Raw genomic sequence first — 23,816 nt, 5'->3', positions numbered from 1 at the left:
CATTACCCCTTAATTATTGGCAGCAGCCTCAGTTTGGTTGATTTTTGCCGGAACGGGACGCTCCGATTTTGGCGTAGCATACCAATAACCCAACCCCATGAATACGACACCGGACAAAGTATTACCGAGTGTCACCCACAGCAGGTTATGGCCAATTCCGGACAAGGTATAGGCATCGCTGTGATGACCGAACCAGGAGAGCGCAAATAGCGTCATGTTGGCAACGGAGTGTTCATAGCCGGAAGCGATAAACGCCAGCAGGCACCACCAGATGGCGAGGAACTTCGCCGCACCTTCAGTACGGATCGCCATCCAGATTGCCAGGCAAACCAACCAGTTACACAACGCACCTTTAAAGAACAGTACGCTGGCAGGGGCTGTAGTTTTCGCCAGGGCAACGCTATGTACGATGCTGGTATCGACCGGCAGCAGGCTACCGCCACCCCAGCTGTACAGCAGGGCGACGAACACGGAACCGAGCAGATTTCCCAGCCAGGTTTGCGGCAGAATGGCCCACATCTGACCGTGGCTGATGGTGCCCGCTTTGACGCCAAGCGTCAGGAACATGGTGTGCCCGGTAAACAACTCTGAACCGGCAATAATCACCAGCGTTAAGGCAATACCAAAGGTTGCACCCATCACCAGAGGGCGTACGGATGGATCAAGCAGATTGCCGAGAGTGAAAATAAGAATGATGCCGAGACCGACATAAGCGCCCGCCATGGCGGAACTGACCCAGAAACCGAATGGGTTGTTGGCCGACAGGCGTGCAATGCGCGCAGCGTTAGCCGCACACTTATTGATAGTGTCTGTAAACATGTGTTTGATTATCCTTGAAGAACAAAAAGTAAAATAAAATCGTAACCGTAGGCCGGATAAGGCAGTTATGCCGCCATCCGGCAATGTGCCTGATGGCGCTACGCTTATCAGGCCTACTAAAAAGGCCTACCAATACGTCTAAAAAGGGAGGCATTGCGCCTCCCAATAATTTACTAACCGCGCAACTGCACCATGCCGTCTTTCACCCGGGCTTCGTAGTGCGCCACGGAATGACTTTCGTCCTCCATGCACAGACCGTCGCTGAGGCGGAAGCGCTGTTTTTTCAGCGGGCTGGCAACCCATAGCTCGCCCTGGTGCTCAGCAATAATCCCGCGTGAAAGTACGCTGGACTGGAAGAACGGGTCGATGTTGCTGATCGCAAACACCTGGTCGCTGTGATAAGGACGGAAAATCGCGACTTGCTCTTTACCTAACAGGGCGCAGACGCCTGTTGCAGGCAGAATGTCATCGATTTTGCAGATGTTTTTCCACTGGCTCATGCGTTTTCCTCCACCAGAGTGACCGGGATACGCTCATACGGCGTGGCCGGGCGATGTTGTTCACGTTCAGGCACAACCTGGACATTCGGATCGCGTTTATCGCTGTTGATAAAGTGCTTGAAGCGAACCTGCGCGGACGGCGTGTTGACGGTTTCTGTCCACTCGCATACGACGGCTTCACGCAGACGCGCCATCTCTTCTTCCAGATGCTCGTTCAGGCCCAGTTTGTCGTCAATGATGACAGACTTCAGATACTCGATGCCGCCTTCCAGGTTATCTAACCACGGTGCGGTACGGGTCAGTTTGTCCGCAGTACGGATGTAGAACATCATGAAGCGGTCAAGGTATTTCATCAGCGTTTCACGGTCGAGATCCGCTGCCAGTAGATCCGCATGGCGTGGTTTCATCCCGCCGTTACCACAGACGTACAGGTTCCAGCCTTTTTCAGTAGCGATGATACCCACGTCTTTACCTTGGGCTTCTGCGCACTCACGGGTACAGCCAGAGACGCCAAACTTCATTTTGTGCGGGGTACGAATGCCCTTGTAGCGGTTTTCAAGCTCAACGCCGAAGCCTACGCTATCGCCGACACCATAACGGCACCAGGTGCTACCCACGCAGGTTTTCGCCATACGCAGCGCTTTAGCATACGCATGACCGGTTTCGAAGCCCGCTTCAATCAACTGACGCCAGATTTCCGGCAGGTCATCTTTTTGCGCGCCGAACAGACCAATACGCTGAGAACCGGTGATCTTGGTGTACAGATTGAACTCACGAGCGATACGGCCCACGGCAACCAGACCTTCCGGGGTAATTTCGCCACCGGCAGAGCGTGGGATAACGGAGTAGGTACCGTCTTTCTGGATGTTGGCCAGGAAGTTGTCGTTGGTATCCTGCAGCGGCGTGTGCTGCGGCTTGAGGATGTATTCATTCCAGCAGGAGGCCAGCAGGGAACCGACGGTTGGTTTACATACTTCGCAGCCGTAACCTTTACCGTGTTTCGCCAGCAATTCCTCGAAGGTTTTAATGCCTTCCACGCGGATGAGATGGAACAGTTCCTGACGTGAGTACGGGAAGTGATCGCACAGGTTGTTGTTGACTTCGATGCCCTGTTTCGCCAGTTCGGCATTCAGCACCTGGGTAACCAGCGGAATACAACCACCGCAGCCAGTACCGGCTTTGGTTTCGGCTTTCAGCGCTGCAACGGTGTGGCAGCCTTTGTTAATGGCGGCAACCAGCATGCCTTTGGTGACGTCGAAGCAGGAACAAATCTGCGCGCTGTCCGGCAGTTTATCCACGCCGATGGACGGCTTACCGCTGCCTGAGTGTGCTGGCAGGATCAGTGAGTCCGGGTTTTCCGGCAGTTCGATGGCGTTCAGCACCAGCTGCAGCAGGTTGCCGTAATCGCTGGTGTCACCCACCAGAACCGCGCCCAGCAGCGTTTTGTTATCTTCGCTGACGATCAGGCGTTTGTAGACTTCTTTACTTTCGTCGAGGTAAACGTAGCTACGGGCGCCCGGTGTACGCGCATGTGCGTCGCCGATACCGCCGACATCTACGCCCAGCAGTTTCAGCTTGGCGCTCAGGTCTGCGCCTTCGAACGCGTTTTTGCTACCGAGAATATGGTCAACGGCGACCTGCGCCATTTTGTACCCCGGTGCGACCAGGCCATAAACGCGGTCGTTCCAGCTGGCGCATTCGCCGATAGCGTAGATATCCGGGTCAGAGGTCTGGCAGGTGTCGTTGATCACGATACCGCCACGCTGTGCCACATCAAGGCCGCACTGGGTTGCCAGTTTGTCGCGCGGGCGAATACCGGTGGAGAAGACAATGAAGTCGACTTCCAGTTCGCTGCCGTCGGCAAAGCGCATGGTTTTACGCGCTTCAGTGCCTTGCTGGACGATCTCTTTGGTATTTTTGCTGGTGTGCACACGCACGCCCATGCTTTCAATTTTGCGACGTAACTGCTCGCCACCCATCTGATCCAGCTGTTCAGCCATCAGCATCGGGGCGAATTCAATCACGTGGGTTTCAACGCCTAAGCTTTTCAGGGCACCTGCGGCTTCCAGACCCAGCAGGCCACCACCGACAACGGCGCCGCGTTTACTGCGACGAGCGCAAGACTCAATGGCGTTGAGGTCTTCAATGGTACGGTAAACGAAACAGTCCTGCGTTTCCGAACCTTTAATTGGCGGGATCCACGGGTAGGAGCCGGTTGCCATGATCAGTTTATCGTAATAAACCGTACGACCAGCGCTGGAGTGGATCACCTTCTCCTGGCGGTTGATGGTAATCGCGCGTTCGCCGACTAATACCTTCACGCCGTGCTTCTCGTAGAAGCCTTCACGCACCAGAGACAGCTCTTCAGCAGTGTGGTGAGAGAAGTAAGAAGACAGGTGTACGCGGTCGTATGCTTTGCGGGGTTCTTCACAGAAGACGGTAATATCAAACTTGTCCGCATCGGATTTATCAAGAAGATCCTCAATAAAGCGATGGCCGACCATACCATTACCGATAATAGCGAGTCTGACTTTGCTCATTTTTGCCTCGATTTCTTTTCTATTACTGCCTACCTTAACGATTCAGCAACCCCGCTTATTGATACAAATCAATTTCGCCCTTATATACTCCTTAAGAGGTATATAACTGATTTGTCAGCGTTTTTATAAGTCACGGAATTGACAGGCTTTTCATGTTTGTATGATTAGCGTACAAATTAAGGGGTTTTAGTGTGAATAGGTCAGGATCCTAAGGGTTAGAAAGGGGAGTGATAAATGCCGGATAATCAGAGCCGCTATCCGGCATTCAGGTTTACTGCACAGCCGGTGCGTTATGCTGGCGATGACGCGTGACAAACCCAAGGATAAAGCACATCACGAATACCACAGCATACAGGCCATTCGCGGTTTGTAGTGCGGCCAGAGGACCGCTGTGGGCAACGATCGGACCGGTCACCACGAAGGTTAACATGGTCCCAATGGTGCCGCAGGTCAGGACGAAGTTAACCAGCTTCGGTGAGGCCACTTTAGTCTGCTGGGAGCCGAGGGTGATAATGGTGGTATAGATGGCGCTGGAGAAGAAGCCCAGCGTCAGGATGAACCACGGCATGTGCTCTGGCGTACCGGTGATGAAGAGATACATCAATACGGTTGCCAGTCCTGCCAGCACGGTCAGGATACGCTGCAAATCAAAGAAGCGCAGGATAAAGCTAAACGCCCACATACCCACCATGTAGGACATCCAGAAATCGCTGACCAGTTTACCTGCATCGTTCAGGCTCATGCCGAGGCTTTTGGCGTATTCCGGCACCCAGGAGATAAAACCCAACTGACCGAGGATGTAGCACAGCGCGGCGATGGACAAAAACAGCACACCGATGCCCCACTTCTCTTTCGCCACCGGTGTTTCCGGTTGCTGCGCGTGTTTACCCAGCGCCGGGAACTCACAGCCAAAGGTCAGCAGGAAAATGGCGACGTACACCAGGCCGATACAGGCGTAGACCCAGTACCATTCGATGCTACGTGCCAGCAGGTACGCGGCAACCATCGGGAAAATCATGCCCGCCATGCTGAAGAAGGAATCTGTAAACAGCAGGCGAGATCCACGCTGGCGACCTTCATACATCTGGGTGACCAGGAAAGTACCAATCGACATGGTGATCCCGCTGACGACCCCCAGCACAAACATGGCGGCGGAGAACAGCGCCAGGCTATGCGTGAGCATCAGTCCGGCGACAGCCAGCAGCATCAGAATAAAGCCAAAACGTAGTTGCGTTTTCAACGGGACAATTTCCATCAACCACGCATTCAGAAAAATAGAGATCAGAATACCGGCATTCAGAAAGGTGAAGGTGTTACTCATACTGGAAACGGGCAAATGGAAATAGTCTGCGATGTTTCCCATCACCATCCCGGTGACAATAACCAACGCGCCTGTCAGGGCGTAGGAGAGAAAGCTGATCCATGTGAGCTTGATACGATTGCTGTTAGTCATGACTGGCCTGTATAGAAGTGTAAGGCGCATTGAAGGCGCCGTGAGCGGGCGGATTTTAGGCGTTTTGTTGATGTATTTAAATATTTTTTAGCAACTGCTGTTTCTATTACATATTTCAATGTGATCATGATCACATTGATGCGCGTTGCAAAGCATTTACATTTGTTTCAGGTTCGTAAAATTAAGTAAAGGGATGGCCTTGTCATGGAAGGCTCTTTAGAATCAATTCACTTGCTTCATTTCTGCTCTTGTAAAGGAATTCTCATGCTCAAATCGACTCTGGCGGCTGTTGCAGCTGTTCTCGCTCTTTCTGCCCTCTCTCCCGCAGCACTGGCAGCGAAAGGTGACCCACGTGTACTGCTGACGACCTCTGCTGGTAACATTGAGCTGGAGCTGAACAGCCAAAAGGCCCCGGTTTCAGTGCAAAACTTTGTCGATTATGTAAATAGTGGTTTCTATAACAACACCACGTTTCACCGTGTGATCCCTGGGTTTATGGTACAGGGCGGCGGTTTTACCGAGCAGATGCAGCAGAAGAAACCTAACCCGCCTATCAAAAATGAAGCCGATAACGGGCTGCGCAATACCCGTGGCACCATTGCCATGGCGCGGACCGCAGACAAAGACAGCGCGACCAGCCAGTTCTTTATCAACATTGCGGACAACGCTTTCCTCGATCACGGCCAGCGTGACTTCGGCTATGCCGTTTTTGGTAAAGTGGTGAAGGGGATGGATGTCGCGGATAAGATAGCTCAGGTACCGACCCACGACGTCGGCCCTTACCAGAACGTTCCGTCCAAACCGATTGTTATCCTGTCTGCGAAAGTCCTGCCGTAATCGTATTTTTGCGCGGGCGGTTCCTGCCCGCGTTCTCTCCCTTCTCTGCGTAACCCGAAATTGCTGCTTATACTTGTGGCAAGTGCTGGCTCATTCAGGGAGGTCACGTGAAAAAACTCACCGATAAACAAAAGTCCTGTCTTTGGGAGCAACTGCGAAACGGCAATTTCCAGGCTAGCCGACGTCTGGAAGGCGTGGAGATTCCACGGGTTACGCTGAGCGCTGAAGATGCCCTGGCGCGCCTTGAAGAATTGAGGAGGCACTATGAGCGATAAATTCGGTGATGGGCGAGATCCCTATTTGTATCCGGGCCTGAACGTGATGCGTAATCGTCTCGGGGTCCATCAGGCCCAGCGTCTGGCGCAGGCGGCCTACGAATTGACGGCGCTGCGGGCGGCGACGATTGGGCTGGGCCCGCTAAAACGCGGCCTGCCGCATCTGTGCGCTATTCATCGCCAGCTCTATCAGGATATTTTTGACTGGGCGGGCCATCTACGCGAGGTCGATATTTACCAGGGCGATACCCGCTTCTGCCACTTTGCTTACATTGAGAAAGAGGGCAACGCGCTGATGCAGGACCTGGAAGACGAGTCCTGGCTGGTAGGGCTGTCGGCGGATAAGTTTATCGACCGACTTGCGCATTATTATTGCGAAATTAATGTGCTACACCCATTTCGTATTGGCAGCGGTCTGGCCCAACGTATTTTCTTCGAACAGTTAGCGGTTCATGCCGGGTATATGCTCAGTTGGGAGGGTATCCCGGTCGAAGAGTGGAATCAGGCCAACCAGAGTGGTGCGATGGGCGACCTGTCGGCGCTGCGGGCGATATTTCGTAAAGTGGTAAGCGAAGCCCGAGAAACTGGGTAGAATAGCGCGGTTTTTCTGTACCGGAGCCGCCATGATCCTGCTTATCGATAACTACGATTCTTTTACCTGGAACCTGTATCAATATTTCTGCGAACTGGGCGCAGAGGTCCTTGTCAGGCGCAACGACGAGCTGACGCTGGCGCAAATTGATGCGTTAAGTCCGCAAAAAATCGTTATTTCCCCCGGTCCCTGCACGCCGGATGATGCCGGGATTTCGCTGGATGTCATCCGTCACTATGCGGGAATAACCCCGATGCTGGGCGTCTGTCTGGGCCACCAGGCGATGGCGCAGGCGTTTGGTGCCAGCGTCGTGCGGGCGGCGAAAGTCATGCACGGTAAGACCTCCCCGATTACGCATACCGGGCAGGGCGTTTTTCAGGGGCTGGCGAACCCGCTAACGGTGACGCGCTACCACTCTCTGGTGGTTGCACCTGAGACGCTGCCGGCCTGCTTTGAGGTAACGGCCTGGAGTGAAACGCAGGAGATTATGGGCATTCGCCACCGCGAGTGGGATTTGGAAGGCGTGCAGTTTCACCCGGAGAGTATCCTCAGTGAGCAGGGGCATCAGCTGCTGGCTAATTTCCTCAATCGGTGATTTGTAGTTGCTATTCAGTGACTTTTTATTCATATTTTGTGATTATAATTTCACTAGCATTTCTGCTTAACTGGGTGGTAATGACATGGCAACTGAACAAACTGCAATTACGCGCGCGACATTCGATGAAGTGATTCTGCCGATTTATGCACCGGCAGAGTTTATTCCGGTCAAAGGGAAAGGAAGTCGAGTCTGGGATCAACAGGGTAAAGAGTATGTTGATTTCGCGGGTGGTATTGCAGTTACCGCGTTAGGGCATTGCCATCCGGCCTTGGTCGAAACGTTAAAAACGCAGGGCGAAACCCTGTGGCACACCAGTAACGTTTTCACCAATGAGCCTGCACTGCGCTTAGGCCGCAAAATCATTGATGCGACCTTTGCCGAACGCGTGCTGTTCATGAACTCTGGCACCGAAGCCAATGAAACCGCCTTTAAGCTGGCACGCCATTATGCCTGCGTCCGCCATAGTCCGTTCAAAACCAAAATTATCGCCTTCCATAATGCGTTTCATGGCCGCTCGCTGTTTACCGTTTCCGTCGGTGGGCAGCCAAAATATTCTGACGGCTTTGGGCCAAAACCGGCGGACATTATCCATGTACCGTTTAACGACCTGCATGCGGTAAAAGCGGTGATAGACGATCACACCTGCGCGGTGGTGGTCGAGCCAATTCAGGGCGAAGGGGGTGTTATGGCCGCCACGCCGGAATTCCTGCAGGGCCTGCGCGAACTGTGCGATCAGCATCAGGCATTGCTGGTGTTTGATGAAGTGCAGTGTGGTATGGGGCGTACCGGCGACCTGTTTGCCTATATGCACTACGGCGTGACGCCGGATATCCTGACCAGCGCCAAAGCCCTTGGCGGCGGTTTCCCGGTGAGCGCGATGTTGACCACTCAGGAAATCGCTTCTGCGTTCCATGTCGGTTCGCACGGTTCAACCTACGGCGGTAACCCGCTGGCCTGTGCGGTTGCAGAGACGGCGTTCGATATTATCAACACGCCGGACGTGCTGGACGGTGTGCAGGTCAAACGTCAGGCATTTGTTGCGCATTTACAGAAAATAGATGCTCAGTATGACATTTTTAGCGATATTCGCGGTATGGGGCTGCTGATTGGCGCGGAGCTGAAGCCGCAGTTCAAAGGTCGGGCGCGTGATTTCCTCTACGCCGCTGCTCATGAAGGCGTTATGGTGCTGAACGCGGGGCCGGACGTCATGCGTTTTGCGCCATCGCTGGTGGTGGAAGAGGCGGATATCGATGAAGGGATGCAGCGCTTTGCGCAGGCGGTAGCGAAGGTGGTGGGCTGATTGGTTGATTGCCGGATGGCGGCGTAAACGCCTTATCCGGCCTACAGGGTAAGGTGTGATTCGTAGGCCGGATAAGCGTAGCGCATCCGGCAGTCGATCTTAACCTTTCATATCCCGCAACCGGCGGCTCAGCCAGATACCGTGGTGCGGGCGTTGACGCCATGCCACCGACGAAATGGTGTGCATGGTATTCAGATGCCCCAGTATACGTTGCAGATGCTGCTCCAGGGTACTTAATGGACCGTGGGACAGCATCTCCGACGACTCGAGAATGTTCACATCACCGGAGCTCCCCGGCCCGTCATATTCCAGCCGCTGCTGACAGCGCTGAATCGCAATTTCACAGGACTGCAGATACCGCTGCGCCAAATCCGGCGTCAACATGGTGTGTTCCCGGGCCAGCGTGGTCATCGCATTAATATGTTCGACGATGAACTGGCTGTGCGTGACCCACAGTTTCATATCGGCCAGGTAATGTGAGTTAAATCCTGGCTCCTGCATCGCCTGGTTCAGTGAGTTAAACAGCGTGTTATGCGCCTGGTTGACCCGCATACGCTGATACGCCAGCGGTGTGGCCTGTGGATCGTTGCTGAGGATAAGGCGAATGGCTTCCTGGTCGGCTTCCAGCGCATCGTGGGCGTTTTTGCGCAGCAGGCCGCTTTGCCACTGTGGCCACAGCCAGAGCGTGCCGCCAAAGGCAATCAAACAGCCCAGCACCGTATCGACAAAGCGCGGCACAATAAACTGTTCTCCGTTCAGCGTCAGCAACTGCAGGGTATACACCGCCGTAACCGTAAACCCGACGGTGGCCCAGCCGTAGTTTTTGCGCATGATCAGATAGCTGACGAGGGTGATGACCAGCATGGCCGCCAGTGTAAACCCTTCCGGAATATGAAAGTGCAGCGTGACGCCGGCAATCACCAGCCCGACAAGCGTACCCAGCGAACGATGCAGAATGCGTACCCGCGTGGCACCGTAGCCATTTTGCGTGACGAACAGGACCGTCATCAGGATCCAATAAGGTTTGGGCAGGTGTAAGGCGCTGCCCATCAGGCTGGCGATGCTCAGCATGACGCTGATACGCCCGGCATTACGCAACGCGGGAGATTTCAGCGACAGATAGTTTTTCAGGGCCGGGAGTAACGGCAGGCGGCGCTGTTTGTCGGCCATTAAATCTCGGGCATACAGCGGACGCTGGGTGCGCAGCACGCGGGCAATGCGGCTAAAGTGCCAGTAGCAAAACTGCCCGACCGGGTTTTCCGGGTGCTGGTTGGCAATTTTCTCCAGCGTGCCAATCTGTTTTTCCATCGAAAAGCGTGTTGGCAAGCGGTGATACAGAATGTCATCTGCCAGTACTCGTAACCGGTCGGCGACGGTGCGCGCATTCCAGCGAATCACCTGTTCTGCATGACTGCGTTCGACCAGCTTCTGCACCTCTTCTGGTTGATGCAGGCTGACGGAAATATGCTCCTGCAAATCCAGCGCCTCCTGAAAGGCCCGTAGCAGGCGTTTGTACTCGTTGTTGTGATGCGCCGACAGCATATGCATTTGCTGATAGCACTGGGTGATCAGATCCACCGCTTTTTGCTGGCGAACCAGCAGCGGGGGCAGCGCTTTTTCGGGATCGACGTGCTGGGTTAGCAGGCTGTATTTCGCTTCACAGTAATCGGCCAGTTCGCGATATAACAGGCTGAGCGATTCGCGCAGCGGCTGCTCACGCCACAGCCAGAACCAGAACCAGTTGAACGCGCCGTACCACAAAGTTCCCAGCGCATAGATCAGCAGCGGTTCCCAGACCGGCATGTTGCCAGCCAGGCTTAGCGTGAAAATTGCCGCAATCAGTGAGGCGGGCAGCAGTCGTGCATGCAGCGGGCTTAACTCGGCGGTCACGCCGAGAATCAGCGTCAGGCCGGTAAGGATCAGCGGGAGCGCAATGCTTTCTGCCAGCAATAGCTGCATGATCAGGCTGCATCCGGCAAACAGTGACGCGCCAATAACTAAGCGTTTAAAAAATCGCTTATGCGGGGTATCAAGACCGGCAATATTGCAGCAGGCGGGGACGAGGGAGAACAGCAGCCCCAGATGAAGCTGACCGATGATAAGACCGACAGCCACGGGTAAACACAGCACCAGCGTTTGTCGTAGTGCGTAGTTGATCTCGGGGTGATAAATCAGTCTTCGCCACATCGGTGCAAACAAAAATGGCGCATTACCAGGTAACGCGCCATTTCGACGAGGTTAACGCGTGCCGTAGACGACGATGGTCTTACCGTGCGCGGAGATCAGGTTCTGATCTTCCAGCATTTTCAGGATACGACCAACGGTTTCACGGGAGCAGCCAACGATCTGGCCAATTTCCTGACGGGTGATTTTGATCTGCATGCCGTCCGGGTGGGTCATCGCGTCAGGTTGTTTCGCCAGGTTCAACAGGGTCTGGGCGATACGACCGGTGACATCCAGGAAGGCCAGGTTGCCCACTTTTTCGGACGTTACCTGCAGGCGACGAGCCATCTGAGAAGACAGGCGCATCAGAATATCCGGGTTAACCTGGATTAATTGACGAAATTTTTTGTATGAAATTTCAGCAACTTCACATGCGGTTTTGGCACGTACCCAGGCGCTACGTTCCTGGCCTTCTTCAAACAGGCCTAATTCACCAATGAAATCGCCCTGATTCAGATAAGAGAGGATCATTTCTTTCCCTTCTTCATCTTTGATCAGCACTGCCACTGAGCCTTTAACGATGTAATACAACGTTTCCGCTTTTTCACCCTGGTGAATCAGCGTGCTCTTCGATGGGTACTTATGAATATGGCAATGAGACAAGAACCATTCGAGAGTCGGGTCTGTTTGCGGTTTGCCAAGCACCATGCGCGGTTATCCTCTGTTATAAGCTGTCTCCAGAGTCAGAACACGACGCTGCCTCTGGGGTTGCAAAAATATGCTTCCCGCTACCTGGGAAAGGGGCTGCTAAAAAGTGAACTGCAGCCTGTAATGTGATGTCCTCTGCATACATGCAGTACGTCAATGTATTACTGTAGCATCCTGACTGTTTTAGCATAGCTTTCGCCGTGTGTCTCCTGGTGTCTCGCTTCAGCATGACTCAGGTCGCCTTCCGTTGCGAGAATTGTTATGTACGCGTAATCTGTCAGGAAAATTGAAACATTGGAGTTACGAAATATGCAAGCGCGTGTAAAGTGGGTTGAGGGGTTAACCTTCCTCGGTGAGTCCGCCTCAGGCCACCAAATCTTGATGGACGGTAACTCCGGTGATAAAGCGCCGAGCCCGATGGAAATGGTACTCATGGCTGCGGGTGGCTGTAGTGCCATTGATGTGGTGTCGATCCTGCAAAAGGGTCGTCAGGATGTGACCAACTGCGAAGTGAAGCTCACTTCCGAGCGTCGTGAAGAAGCGCCGCGTCTGTTTACCCATATTAATCTGCATTTCATCGTTACCGGCAACGATCTGAAAGACGCTTCGGTGTCTCGCGCCGTCGATCTCTCCGCGGAAAAATACTGCTCCGTGGCGCTGATGCTGGAAAAAGCGGTGAATATTACCCATTCCTATGAAGTGATTGCCGCGTAATCCCTGATGCCGGATGGATGATGTTGATTTGTAGGCCCGATAAGCGTAACGCCATCGGGCACTTCCCACGCTTCACTCGATTTTTTTGCCTTCCATCAGTCGCTGGACCAGCGGCAGCATAATCAATTCCATCGCCAGCCCCATCTTGCCGCCCGGCACCACTAATGTATTGATATGAGAAATGAATGAGCCCTGCAGCATCGCCAGCAGCCACGGGAAGTCGATGCCTTCCAGATTACGAAAATGAATCACTACAAAGCTTTCATCCAGTGACGGAATGCTTTTGGCGGCAAAAGGATTGGAGGTGTCGACGGTCGGTACACGCTGGAAGTTAATATGCGTACGGGAAAACTGCGGGGTGATGTAATTAATGTAGTCGTCCATTGAACGTACCACCGAATCCATTACCGCCTCGCGGGAGTGACCGCGCTCGCTGGTGTCGCGGGTCAGCTTCTGGATCCACTCCAGATTGACGATCGGTACCACGCCGACCAGCAGATCAACATGCCGCGCCACGTTTTGCTGCGGCGTCACCACGCCACCGTGCAGGCCTTCATAGAATAAGACGTCTGTGGGTTCAGGCAGCGGCTGCCACGGGGTAAACGTTCCCGGAACCTGATTCCACGGTACGGCCTCATCGTAGGTGTGCAGATATTTTCGTGACTGGCCTTTGCCGGTCTGGCCGTACTCGCTGAAGGTTTGTTCCAGCAGGCCGAAGTCGTTGGCTTCGGGGCCGAAGTAACTGATGTGTCGCCCGGCGTCGCGCGCTTTGCGGATCGCCATGTCCATCTCCGGACGGGTATAGCGGTGAAAACTGTCGCCTTCCACCTCGGCGGCGCGCAGATTTAACTGGGCGAAAATTTTACGAAACGCGAGGCTGGTGGTGGTGGTCCCCGCGCCGCTGGATCCTGTTACCGCAATCACCGGATGTTTGGCAGACATAATAACTCCATGGATAGGTTAGTTTTTATTATAGTCAGCCGCCGGCTGCGGGTTATTCGCGAAACTGTTTTCGCGGCATAATGTTGACCGTTTCATGCAGTTCTGACCATACCAGTACAGCTTCGCCAGATTGTAACTGGCGTCGGACGTCGGCGACTTTTTGTTCGAGCGAACGTTCATGTTCACCATAATCGGTACCTTCGCGCAAGACAAAGCTTTCAATCAGATTGTCCAGCGCTTCAGGGGATAAGTCCTGCCAGGGGATCTGCATGATTATGCCTCCAGATACGTTGTCAGCCAGTCGGGGATACGGGATTCCAGCCACATCTCAGGATGGCGCAGCGTGCCGCTAATAAACCCGACGTGTCCACCGTGCTCGGTTAACTGATATTCCACCTGTGAGGGCAGATTTTCCGGTTTGGGGATCACGTGGTGATCCATAAAAGGATCGTCCTTGGCGTGAATAATCAGCGTCGGTTTGGCGATCAGGTTGAGTAGTGGCATGGCGCTACACTGACGATAATAGTCTATCGCATCGGCAAAACCGTGGATTTTGGCGGTGATCAGATCGTCAAAGTCACGAATGCGGCGCAGGGACTTCAGCTGTGCCAGGCTTACCGGCAGCGAGCCAGGATAAGCTTCGAGCTTACGCGAGGCATTGGCTTTTAACAGATTAAGCAGATAGCGCTGGTAAACGCGGGAGAACCCTTTTTCCATATGATAGCTACAGGCCTCCAGCACAAAGGGGGCGGAGACAATAACCGCGGCATCAATCGGGATAGCGTTCCCTTCTTTGGCCAACAGGCAGGCCAGCATGTTGCCACCGAGCGAGTAGCCGACCGCTGCGGTTGGCACGCGGCCGAACTCGCGCTCCAGCCAGCGTAAAAACCAGGTACCGTCCTCGGTCTCGCCGGAGTGATAAATGCGGTTCAGGCGATTCGGCTCGCCGCTGCAGCCGCGAAAATGCATCACCACGCCTAACCAACCGCGCTTTTGCGCCGCCTCAATCAGACCGTGGGCGTACGGGCTGTTCAGGCTACCTTCCAGACCGTGAAAAACCACCAGACGCGGTTTGTGCTTCGCCTGATGCGGATCTTCACTCCATGCCAGATCGACAAAGTCGCCGTCGGGTAATTCCAGACGCTGCCAGTGGGCGTCGAACTTCACCTTACGGCGAATTAAACGCGGCAGCATGGTCTGCAGATGGCGATTACTGATCCCGCGCATCGGGCGGAATTCTCGCGAATCATCGGCAGGGAGATTCATTTCTGTTGGAGTGATTTCAACCATAACACCAGAGCAATTAATCATCGAAAACAGCAACTATACCGCGCACAGAGCCTGCGGGTTAGCCAATATGTGATTTTGTACTTATTCAGCCAGCAGGTTACGTGAGAAAAGATGAAAATCCACACCCGGTTTACGTCGCCACAGGCGGGCTTTCCGCGTGCCGGTGGCCATGCTTTCACCGGTATCTTCAAACATATCTGAGGCCTCAAAGCGGCGGATCAGGCTTTTGCGCTGAATCGGCTGGCCGAGGATAACCTCTGTGGCTTCCTGTAGCTGACCATGGGTAAAGGTATCCGGCAAACAATAAACGGGCAGTAAAGAATACTTCGTTTTTTGCCGCAGCCGGTTCAGGGCGGCATCAATGATCGCCTGGTGGTCGAAGGCCAGCGGATAGTCGGCAAGCTTATCAACCGGGACCCAGCGGGCATCGCTGACGCTGGCAATATGCGGTTCGCAGTCCACCCAGGCGATCAGCGCAAACCAGGTGACCGTCAGGCTCCAGCCACGCGGGTCACGATCTGGCCCGGAAAATGTGTCCAGCTGTTCCAGCCACGAAGGCGAAACGCCTGTTTTTTCAGTGAGTTTACGCAGCGCTGTGGCGCGAGTGGAATCATCGTGTGCCATATCAATAAAGCCGCCGGGTAATCCCCAACGTCCTTTCTGCGGCTGGTTTGCCCGTTCGACCAGCAGCACGCACAGCGCCTGTTGATGCACGGTAAACAACACGCTATCCACCGTTACCAGCGGGGAGGGAAAGCGGCGGGCATCGTACTGATTCAGGTAGTCGGCTTCGGTGGTCATAAGGTACTCACGATGATGTGCAACGCTGCCAAGTGTACCAGCCCGGTATCGGTGGGCAAGGTACGTTTTTTTTCCATTGATTATCAGTTGATTAGCGCACGTTCAAAAATACTTTATTTTATGCTTGCTTAATAATTGTCTTAGGGACATTATTAATTGTGTCGAAGGGACACAATTTAAAGGGGAAGCGAGATGAGCGTAAAATTAACCTTAACGCTGGATGACCAGGCTTACGCTATTGCCAGCGGTATTTTTCCTGATGGGGCCGTCTGGTTGAAAGTCACCGACGCGTTGCCATCCTTCGCTCACCAGATGCGCATTCGTGCCACGGCGATGCGCGATATGAACGACTTTATGCTGTTGGCGCAGTTGGTCGACGCGGTGCGCCATCAGACCGATGTACGGGTCAGCCATCTTGAACTTCCCTGGCTGCCGTGGGCGCGCCAGGACCGACATATGGTTGCGGGCGACAGCTTTGCGCTGAAGGTTTTTGCCCGTCAGCTCAATACGTTGCAGTTCGACAAGGTGAAGGTACTTGATCCACACAGCGACGCGGCGGCAGCGGCTATCGATAATTTCATCACTCTTCCCCAGGAAGTCTGTCTGCTGCAAAGCGTGACCTTGCAGCGCCAGTTCCAGCAAAATGCGCTGATGCTGGTGGCTCCTGATGCCGGAGCATTAAAGAAAATTGATGCTGTCGCCAGAGCCGCAGGGGTTGCTGAGTACGCCATTTTGAGCAAAAAACGCGATGTCGCCAGCGGCAACCTGACGGGTTTCGCGTTGGTTGCCGGGGATGTTAAAGGCCGGGATGTGCTGATTGTCGACGACCTGTGCGACGCTGGCGGCACCTTCATTGGCTCTGCCCAGGTTTTACGCGATGCCGGCGCGCGCAGCGTCAGCCTGTACGTCACCCACGGGATCTTTTCTAAGGGCGTTGAGCACCTGTTTGCCAACGGCATTGACGCCGTTTACACCACCACATCGTTAGCGTCCTCTACGCTGGCCCATCCGCAGCTTGAACTTATCGACATTGACGCGATTTACCGCGCCTGAGGGAGACACCTGTTATGAAAATGAATCCAATCTTGGCTATTGATGGCTACAAAGTGTCTCACCGCGTGCAGTATCCGCAGGGCACCAGCCGGGTCTATTCCAACTTTACCCCGCGCAGCGATCGCTTTTTCTCGTCGCCGTTGCCGGATGGCAAGCTGGTGTTCTTCGGTCTGCAGGGTTTTTTGCAGTGGTTTTTGGTTGATTTGTTTAACGAGGCGTTCTTTGCCCGACCGCAGGAAGAGGTGGTCAGTGAATACAAACAGGTGATGGACGGGTATCTGGGAAAAGATGCCGTGGCGGTTGATCACATTCGTGCGCTGCATCAGCTGGGTTATCTGCCGTTGCACATTAAAGCACTGGATGAAGGCAGCAAAGTCCCGATGGCTGTGCCGGTATTAACCATCATCAATACTCAACCTGAGTTTTTCTGGCTGGTGAATTACCTCGAGACGGTACTGTCGGCTGAGCTGTGGAAAGCCTCAACCAATGCCACCATCGCGCATCACTACCGCAAAATCTGTGCGCATTGGGCAGAAAAAACCTGTAGCGATATGACGCACCTTGACTTCCAGTGCCATGACTTTTCGTTTCGCGGTATGTCAGGATTGCAGGACACCATGCAGGCGGGCGGCGGGCATCTGCTGAGCTTTAAAGGCACTGACAGTATTCCGTCGCTGCTGTATGCCCGTGATTACTACACCGACGGCGAGGCGTATTTCATCGGCGCCAGCATTCCAGCCACCGAGCACAGCGTGATGTGCATGGGCGAGCGCGAACACGAGATCGAAACCTTCCGTCGTCTGATTGCCGATCTGTACCCGCAGGGATTTGTGTCGATAGTCTCCGATACCTGGGACTACTGGCAGGTGCTGACGGAGTATACCCGGGAACTGAAGCACATCATTCTGGCGCGTGAGGGGCGGGTGGTGTTCCGCCCGGACAGCGGTAACCCGGTCGATATTCTGTGTGGCACTGGGTTAGATGACGATAACCGTGCCGAACGTACGCCAGAGGAAAAAGGTTCCGTGGAGGTGCTGTGGGAGATTTTTGGCGGTACGGTAAACGCCAAAGGGTATAAGGTGCTCGACCCGCATGTAGGGCTGATTTATGGCGACTCCATTACGCTGGAGCGGGCGAATGAAATCTTGCGTCGCCTCGAGGCTAAAGGCTTTGCCAGCTCAAACGTGGTGTTCGGGGTGGGATCGTTTACCTATCAGTACAACACGCGAGATACCTTTGGCTTTGCGATGAAAGCGACCTGGGGAGAAGTGAACGGTAAAGGCCGGACCATCTTTAAGGAGCCGAAAACCGACAATGGTCTGAAACGCTCTGCCCGCGGGCTGCTGCGCGTTGCACGTGATGAGCAGGGCGAGTTACGACTGCATGATGAACAACGTTGGCAACAGGAGCAGGAAGGCGAGCTGAAAACCCGCTTCCTCGACGGTAAGCTTTATCACCGTCAACATTTCGACGATATCCGCCAGCGCCTGGCGGCGCAAAAATAATTTCCTGCAAGCGGGTAGCGATACCCGCTTTACTTACCCCGCTTAAATTGATCCTCATCACAAATCGTTACTTCAATTATTACTCTCAAGCTAATGATTCACGCCTACGCTTAATTGATGACTTTCTCACCAGAGCGCACACTCTTTCCAGTGTTAAGCAATCAAAAATGATTCGCTGAATCAGGAGGTTAATAATGTTATCTGGGCAAACGCCAGCTCGAGTCTGGAACACCCGCCGCACAGAAAAACAGCGGCGTCTGGCTTCCGTTCCGGTGCAGGGCAAGGTTCTGCCGACCGCAGACCTGACCGCGATGCTGGAATTACTTATCGCGCCGGGTGACCGCGTGGTATTAGAAGGGAATAACCAAAAGCAGGCAGATTTCTTATCTCGCATGCTGGCTGAAGTTAACCCGCAAAAAGTGCACGACCTGCACATGATTATGCCCAGCGTCGGACGCAGCGAGCATCTGGATATCTTCGAAAAAGGTATCGCTCGCAAGCTGGACTTCTCTTTCTCCGGTACCCAAAGCCTGCGTATTTCGCAGCTACTGGAAGATGGTCAGCTGGAAATTGGCGCCATCCACACCTACATCGAACTTTACTCCCGTCTGTATGTTGACCTGTCACCAAACGTGGCGCTGATTGCCGGTTTTAAAGCCGACCGCAAAGGTAACCTCTACACCGGGGCGAGTACTGAAGATACCCCGGCGCTGGTTGAAGCCGCCGCATTCCATGACGGTATCGTCATCGCGCAGGTTAACGAACTGGTCGACGATGAATGCGACCTGCCGCGCGTTGATATTCCGGGCTCATGGATTGATTACGTGGTCGTCGCCGATAAGCCGTTCTTCATTGAACCGCTGTTCACCCGTGACCCGCGCCTGATCAAACAAGAACATATCCTGATGGCGATGATGGCCATTAAAGGTATCTACGCAGAACACCAGGTCCAGTCGCTCAACCACGGTATCGGCTTTAACACTGCGGCAATCGAGCTGCTGTTGCCGACCTACGGCGAACAGCTGGGTCTGAAAGGCAAAATCTGTAAACACTGGACGCTGAACCCGCATCCAACGCTGATTCCTGCTATCGAAAGCGGCTGGGTTGAAAGCGTGCACTGCTTCGGCGGTGAATTAGGGATGGAAGAGTACATCCGTGCCCGCCCAGACGTGTTCTTCACCGGTGCCGATGGTTCAATGCGTTCTAACCGTGCTTTCTGTCAGCTGGCGGGTCAGTACGCGGTCGATATGTTTATCGGTTCCACTTTGCAGGTTGATGGCTATGCCAACTCCTCAACGGTGACCCGTGGACGCCTGTCTGGTTTCGGCGGCGCACCAAACATGGGCCATGACCCGCACGGCCGTCGTCATGCAACACCTGCCTGGCTGAACATGATTACCGAACCTGACCCAATGCAGCGCGGTAAAAAACTGGTTGTTCAGATGGTTGAAACCTTCCAGGCCGGTGTGAAACCGACCTTCGTCGAGAAACTTGATGCGGTTGAAGTCGCCAAAACCTCCGGGATGCCGCTGGCACCGGTGATGATTTATGGCGATGACGTCACCCACGTCCTGACCGAAGAAGGGATCGCTTACCTCTACCGGGCAAAAGATCTTGAAGAGCGCCGGGCGATGGTGGCTGCGGTTGCCGGGATCACCGACATCGGTCTGGGCGTTGATGCGAAACGCGTCGCTGAACTGCGTCAGAGTGGCAAGGTGGTGTATCCAGAAGATATGGGCATTCGTCGTACCGACGCGACCCGTTCTCTGCTGGCCGCCGGTAGCGTGTCCGATCTCGTTGAATGGTCTGGCGGTCTTTACAACCCACCTGCGAAATTCCGGAGCTGGTAATGAAACTTCTGTCCCCGATTCAGGTTGAAGGCGGTGCCGAATGGCTGGCGCAAACTGCCACGCAGTGTCTGATTGACGAAGCGCGACTCAGCCCGAAACCCGGTCTGGTGGACAGTCGGGGGAATGGCGCGCATCACGACTTGTCGCTTGCGTTAATGGAGCGCTCTGCGCACAGCCTGACCTCTACATTTCAGTCGTTAGCGCAACAAAGCTGGCAGCGTCCAGCGGATATTGCGCTCAGACAAACCATAGGGCGACTCGGTCGCGAAGGCGAGCAACAGATGATGGCGGCCACGGACGGTGTGAACACCCACCGTGGCGCGATTTGGGCACTGGGATTGTTGGTGAGCGCGGTGGCAATGCACGGTGGCACCGCGAGTGCACAGCAGGTCGCGGCGACCGCCGCCGAACTGGCAAAACTGCCGGATGCCGCCGCACCTAAAGTGTTCAGCAAAGGGCTGCGTGCGACGCACCGTTATCAGGTGCCGGGTGCACGTGAAGAGGCACAGCAGGCGTTTCCGCATGTGATGCAACGTGCGCTGCCGCAACTGCGTTTAAGCCGGTTTAACGGCAGCAGTGAAACGCACGCCAGACTCGACGCGCTGATGGCGATCATGACCTCGCTGACCGATACCTGCGTGCTGTCTCGCGCAGGCATGGAAGGGCTGGATGCCATGCAGGACGGCGCCCGTGCGGTGCTGAATGCTGGCGGCAGCGCTCATCCAGCAGGTCAGGCGGCATTGGCCGCACTCGATAGCCATATGCTGGCGCTGAACGCCTCGCCGGGCGGGGCAGCAGATTTACTCGCCGCCACCTTGTTTGTTGACCGCATCGATTCGCCGTATTTAAAGCATTAAGAGGATGTTATGGAACACATTACGTTAACCGTACCGGCCAGCCGCACCTTAAGCGGTAAAGCGCTGGCAGGCGTTGTGGGCTCCGGGGATATGGAGGTGTTATTCACCGCCGACCAGAGCCAGACGTTAACCATTGATATCACCACTTCTGTCGATAACAGCCGTAGTCGCTGGGAAGCGTTGTTGAACCGTCTGCAAACGGTCAGCAGCCTGCCTGCAGGAAAACTGACGATCCACGACTTTGGTGCAACCCCAGGTGTTGCACGTATTCGTATCGAACAGGTATTTGAAGAGGTGAGCCATGCGTGATGACAGCAGTTTTATCGAATTAAAAGCACGCCAGCGTGCCCACGCGCTGCTTGATGAAGGCAGCTACCGCGAACTGCTCGACCCGTTTGACGGCGTGATGTCGCCTTGGCTTGGCGCGCAGGGCATCGTTCCGCAGTCGGATGACGGCATGGTCGTTGCTAAAGGCACCATCAACGGCAAACCGGCAGTGGTGGTGGCGATTGAAGGCGCATTCCAGGGTGGCAGCATGGGTGAAGTGTCCGGTGCCAAAATGGCAGCGGCGCTGGAGCTGGCGGCGGAAGATAACCGCAACGGCATCCCAACTCAGGCTGTTTTAAGCCTGGAAACCGGCGGCGTGCGTTTGCAGGAGGCCAACCTTGGCCTGGCGGCGATTGCCGATATTCATGCGGCGATTGTTGACCTGCGTCGTTACACCCCGGTAGTCGGCATTGTCGCCGGTACCGTGGGCTGCTTTGGCGGGATGTCTATCGCTGCGGCACTGTGTAGCTACCTGATAGTGACCCGTGAAGCGCGTCTGGGGCTGAACGGCCCGCAGGTTATCGAGCAGGAAGCGGGGATTGAAGAGTATGACTCCCGTGACCGTCCGTTTATCTGGAGCATGACCGGTGGTGAAATTCGCTACCAAAGCGGGCTGGTGGAAGCACTGGTCGGCGATGGCGTTAACGCCGTGAAAGCGGCAATGAACGACGCGCTGGCAAAAGGCGTACCGGCAAAACACCGCACCGATAACTACGACTGGTATCTCGACCGTTTAACGAATTTCGACACCCGTAAACAGGCCGATACCGAACAGATTCATGCGCTTTTCGCCCGGGAGGTGAAATGATGAGTAACTCAATAAGCCGTGGCGAATTATGGCTGGAAACCCTCGTACCGAACGCTAAACGTATTGCCGGGCTGTGCCCGTCCGTACAGGCCGCTGATGGTGAACTGAACGGTGAAACGGTGCGCTTTATTGCCGTTGTTCCGGATGCCAATAACCATTACCCACGTGCTGCTGGCGGTGAAGTCGGTCTGCTGGAAGGCTGGACACTGGCGAAAGTGGTGAGCGAAACCATCGCAGCCGACGCCAATAACGCGGTGAAACGTCCGATTGTGGCGGTGATTGATGTGCCAAGCCAGGCATACGGTCGTCGTGAAGAAGGCTTCGGTATTCACCAGGCGCTGGCCGGTGCTGCGGCGGCGTATGCCAATGCGCGTCTGGCGGGCCACCCGGTCATTGGCCTGATTGTCGGTAAAGCCATGTCCGGTGCCTTCCTGGCACACGGTTACCAGGCAAACCGTCTGATTGCGTTCAACGACAAAGGTGTGCTGATTCATGCGATGGGTAAAGAATCTGCCGCGCGTATCACGCTGCGTTCCGTTGAGGCGCTGGAAAAACTGGCGGCAACCATTCCGCCAATGGCGTACGACATCAGCAACTACGCCACGCTGGGGCTGCTGGAAAATCTGCTGGATATCAGCAACCCAGATGCGCCATCTGCAAACGATCTGACGCAGGTTAAAAACACCCTGCAGCAGGCCATCAATGACGCTCGTCAGGATCCAACGCTGAAAAGCCGTCTGGGCGCTGACAATCGCCGCAGCTCTGCCCTCGTACGCGAACGTATGCGAGCAAGCTGGTAAGTAAAAAGAGACCTGCCAGATATAAGGCTCCGTGGGCGCTTTCGTGCGCTCATGCGGGCCACTGCATCTGAAAAATAATAATCATCGCGACAGTGCTAACTTTTTAAATTACAGGTGAAATATGACTTACGTAATTGTTCATGCTCTTGCTCCGATTTTCGTCATCATGCTACTAGGATTCTGGGCCGGGAAGGCCAAAATGGTGGACAACAAAAACGTCTCCCTGCTCAATATCTTCGTGATGGACTTTGCTTTACCCGCTGCGCTGTTTAGCGCGACGGTACAAACCCCATGGGCCGGTATTGTTGCGCAGTCGCCGCTGATTGTGGTGCTGACGTTGGCAATGTGGATTACCTATGCCGTCATCTACTTTATGGCGACCAAAGTCTTCAAAAAATCTCCGCAGGATGCCGCCGTGCTGACGTTGACCGTCGCGCTGCCAAACTACGCGGCGCTTGGCTTGCCGATTCTTGGTAGCGTCCTCGGTGAAGCGTCATCAACGTCGCTTTCGGTTGCCGTGTCTATTGCCTGCGGTTCCGTGCTGATGACGCCGTTCTGCCTGCTGATTCTGGAGCGTGAAAAAGCGCTGGCAGCAGGTGGAAATACCGGCTCCACACTGTCAATGCTGCCGGTATTGATGTGGCGCTCTATCAAGAAACCTATCGTGATGGGCCCGCTGTTGGGGGTTATTCTCTCGGCGATCGGCATCAAAATGCCGGAACTGGTACTGGCGGCCATTAAACCGCTGGGCCTGTCTGCAACCGCCGCCGCGCTGTTCCTGACCGGGGTTATCTTGTCTGCCCGTAAACTGCAGATCAATACCGTGGTCATTACGTCGACTATTACCAAGCTGCTGATTCAGCCTGCAATTGCCTGGGGCATCGTGCTTATCTTCGGTCTGCATGGCTCCGTAGCCATTACCGCTATTCTGATGATTGCGCTGTCTGCCGGTTTCTTCGGTGTGGTGTTCGGTAACCGCTTTGGCGTGCAGTCGCCGGATGCAGAAGCCGTGCTGCTGTTGAGCTCAGTCCTGTGTATCCTGTCGCTGCCGCTGTTTATCTCGCTGACTTCAGGAATGTAAATC

At 54.6% G+C, this 23,816-nt stretch carries 23 protein-coding genes and 1 pseudogene; 14 read left to right on the top strand and 10 right to left on the bottom strand.

The features are described from left to right. Positions 1 to 9: 9 nt before the first annotated feature. The 4 genes from nirC to tsgA form a co-directional block, all read right to left on the bottom strand. Positions 10 to 819 (bottom strand): nitrite transporter NirC, encoded by an 810-nt coding sequence (gene nirC, locus FCH32_RS16960; protein ID WP_174361239.1) that lies wholly within the window; start codon positions 817 to 819, stop codon positions 10 to 12. Positions 820 to 992: 173 nt separating this feature from the next. Next, positions 993 to 1,319, bottom strand: coding sequence for a nitrite reductase small subunit NirD (gene nirD, locus FCH32_RS16955; protein ID WP_115257314.1), 327 nt, complete (start codon positions 1,317 to 1,319; stop codon positions 993 to 995). Beyond that, positions 1,316 to 3,859, bottom strand: coding sequence for an NADPH-nitrite reductase large subunit (gene nirB, locus FCH32_RS16950; RefSeq protein ID WP_174361238.1), 2,544 nt, complete (start codon positions 3,857 to 3,859; stop codon positions 1,316 to 1,318). Before nirB ends, nirD begins: the two co-directional genes overlap by 4 nt. Before the next feature lie 271 nt (positions 3,860 to 4,130). Continuing rightward, positions 4,131 to 5,312: an MFS transporter TsgA gene (tsgA, locus tag FCH32_RS16945; RefSeq protein WP_115257316.1), complete on the bottom strand. Its 1,182-nt coding sequence runs from the start codon at positions 5,310 to 5,312 to the stop codon at positions 4,131 to 4,133. A gap of 264 nt (positions 5,313 to 5,576) precedes the next feature. Here tsgA and ppiA point away from each other — a divergent pair, with 264 nt between their 5' ends. The 5 genes from ppiA (at position 5,577) to argD (ending at position 8,914) form a co-directional block, all read left to right on the top strand. Continuing rightward, positions 5,577 to 6,149 carry a peptidylprolyl isomerase A gene (gene ppiA / locus FCH32_RS16940; protein ID WP_096759295.1) on the top strand — a complete coding sequence of 191 codons (573 nt, stop codon included), beginning with the start codon at positions 5,577 to 5,579 and terminating at the stop codon, positions 6,147 to 6,149. Between the two features lie 107 nt (positions 6,150 to 6,256). Then, positions 6,257 to 6,424 (top strand): YhfG family protein, encoded by a 168-nt coding sequence (locus FCH32_RS16935; RefSeq protein WP_115257317.1) that lies wholly within the window; start codon positions 6,257 to 6,259, stop codon positions 6,422 to 6,424. Then, positions 6,414 to 7,016, top strand: coding sequence for a putative adenosine monophosphate-protein transferase Fic (locus FCH32_RS16930; protein WP_117342456.1), 603 nt, complete (start codon positions 6,414 to 6,416; stop codon positions 7,014 to 7,016). Before FCH32_RS16935 ends, FCH32_RS16930 begins: the two co-directional genes overlap by 11 nt. A gap of 31 nt (positions 7,017 to 7,047) precedes the next feature. Continuing rightward, the gene (pabA, locus tag FCH32_RS16925) at positions 7,048 to 7,611 is read left to right on the top strand and encodes an aminodeoxychorismate synthase component 2 (RefSeq protein WP_137399884.1); all 564 of its coding nucleotides are present in this window, start codon (positions 7,048 to 7,050) and stop codon (positions 7,609 to 7,611) included. Positions 7,612 to 7,696: 85 nt separating this feature from the next. Further along, positions 7,697 to 8,914 carry a bifunctional acetylornithine/succinyldiaminopimelate transaminase gene (gene argD, locus FCH32_RS16920; protein ID WP_117342454.1) on the top strand — a complete coding sequence of 406 codons (1,218 nt, stop codon included), beginning with the start codon at positions 7,697 to 7,699 and terminating at the stop codon, positions 8,912 to 8,914. 99 nt (positions 8,915 to 9,013) lie between these two features. Here the strand turns inward: argD and FCH32_RS16915 are convergent, their stop codons facing one another. Beyond that, positions 9,014 to 11,101: a YccS/YhfK family putative transporter gene (locus tag FCH32_RS16915; protein WP_115257320.1), complete on the bottom strand. Its 2,088-nt coding sequence runs from the start codon at positions 11,099 to 11,101 to the stop codon at positions 9,014 to 9,016. Between the two features lie 51 nt (positions 11,102 to 11,152). Beyond that, complete coding sequence (gene crp / locus FCH32_RS16910; protein ID WP_000242758.1) at positions 11,153 to 11,785, bottom strand: cAMP-activated global transcriptional regulator CRP; 633 nt, start codon at positions 11,783 to 11,785, stop codon at positions 11,153 to 11,155. Positions 11,786 to 12,094: 309 nt separating this feature from the next. Here crp and FCH32_RS16905 point away from each other — a divergent pair, with 309 nt between their 5' ends. Beyond that, complete coding sequence (locus tag FCH32_RS16905; protein ID WP_096759301.1) at positions 12,095 to 12,499, top strand: OsmC family protein; 405 nt, start codon at positions 12,095 to 12,097, stop codon at positions 12,497 to 12,499. A 72-nt stretch (positions 12,500 to 12,571) separates the two neighbouring features. Here the strand turns inward: FCH32_RS16905 and FCH32_RS16900 are convergent, their stop codons facing one another. From FCH32_RS16900 to FCH32_RS16885, 4 genes and pseudogenes are all read right to left on the bottom strand, one after another. After that, a complete protein-coding gene (locus tag FCH32_RS16900) occupies positions 12,572 to 13,441 on the bottom strand; it encodes a phosphoribulokinase (protein ID WP_096759302.1) in 870 nt (289 codons plus the stop codon). Positions 13,442 to 13,493: 52 nt separating this feature from the next. Beyond that, positions 13,494 to 13,712: a YheU family protein gene (locus FCH32_RS16895; protein ID WP_096759303.1), complete on the bottom strand. Its 219-nt coding sequence runs from the start codon at positions 13,710 to 13,712 to the stop codon at positions 13,494 to 13,496. A 2-nt stretch (positions 13,713 to 13,714) separates the two neighbouring features. Next, positions 13,715 to 14,777: pseudogene (locus FCH32_RS16890) on the bottom strand (hydrolase). A gap of 35 nt (positions 14,778 to 14,812) precedes the next feature. Next, positions 14,813 to 15,532, bottom strand: coding sequence for an NUDIX hydrolase (locus FCH32_RS16885; RefSeq protein ID WP_117342452.1), 720 nt, complete (start codon positions 15,530 to 15,532; stop codon positions 14,813 to 14,815). Between the two features lie 192 nt (positions 15,533 to 15,724). Between FCH32_RS16885 and prs the strand changes: the two genes are divergently transcribed. The 8 genes from prs to FCH32_RS16845 all read left to right on the top strand — a co-directional run bounded on the left by prs (position 15,725) and on the right by FCH32_RS16845 (position 23,813). After that, on the top strand, positions 15,725 to 16,585 hold the full coding sequence (gene prs, locus FCH32_RS16880; RefSeq protein WP_174361237.1) for a ribose-phosphate diphosphokinase: 861 nt from the start codon (positions 15,725 to 15,727) through the stop codon (positions 16,583 to 16,585). Between the two features lie 14 nt (positions 16,586 to 16,599). Beyond that, the gene (locus FCH32_RS16875; RefSeq protein WP_174361236.1) at positions 16,600 to 18,090 is read left to right on the top strand and encodes a nicotinate phosphoribosyltransferase; all 1,491 of its coding nucleotides are present in this window, start codon (positions 16,600 to 16,602) and stop codon (positions 18,088 to 18,090) included. Positions 18,091 to 18,284: 194 nt separating this feature from the next. After that, entirely contained in the window at positions 18,285 to 19,940 is a 1,656-nt protein-coding gene (gene mdcA / locus FCH32_RS16870; RefSeq protein ID WP_062775702.1) for a malonate decarboxylase subunit alpha, read from the top strand. Next, the gene (locus tag FCH32_RS16865; protein ID WP_135911298.1) at positions 19,940 to 20,797 is read left to right on the top strand and encodes a triphosphoribosyl-dephospho-CoA synthase; all 858 of its coding nucleotides are present in this window, start codon (positions 19,940 to 19,942) and stop codon (positions 20,795 to 20,797) included. Before mdcA ends, FCH32_RS16865 begins: the two co-directional genes overlap by 1 nt. Positions 20,798 to 20,806: 9 nt before the next feature. Further along, positions 20,807 to 21,106, top strand: coding sequence for a malonate decarboxylase acyl carrier protein (gene mdcC / locus FCH32_RS16860; RefSeq protein WP_062775705.1), 300 nt, complete (start codon positions 20,807 to 20,809; stop codon positions 21,104 to 21,106). Beyond that, positions 21,099 to 21,932, top strand: coding sequence for a biotin-independent malonate decarboxylase subunit beta (locus tag FCH32_RS16855; protein ID WP_115257326.1), 834 nt, complete (start codon positions 21,099 to 21,101; stop codon positions 21,930 to 21,932). Before mdcC ends, FCH32_RS16855 begins: the two co-directional genes overlap by 8 nt. Beyond that, a complete protein-coding gene (gene mdcE, locus FCH32_RS16850; RefSeq protein ID WP_117342448.1) occupies positions 21,932 to 22,732 on the top strand; it encodes a biotin-independent malonate decarboxylase subunit gamma in 801 nt (266 codons plus the stop codon). Before FCH32_RS16855 ends, mdcE begins: the two co-directional genes overlap by 1 nt. Positions 22,733 to 22,853: 121 nt before the next feature. Beyond that, positions 22,854 to 23,813 (top strand): AEC family transporter, encoded by a 960-nt coding sequence (locus FCH32_RS16845; protein ID WP_115257328.1) that lies wholly within the window; start codon positions 22,854 to 22,856, stop codon positions 23,811 to 23,813. Positions 23,814 to 23,816: the final 3 nt, after the last annotated feature.

The sequence above is a fragment of the Citrobacter gillenii genome (assembly GCF_013337685.1).
GTDB classification, from domain to species: Bacteria; Pseudomonadota; Gammaproteobacteria; order Enterobacterales; family Enterobacteriaceae; genus Citrobacter; species Citrobacter gillenii.
Note: the sequence above shows the minus strand (reverse complement) of the source record. Positions and strands in the feature narration are given on the sequence as shown.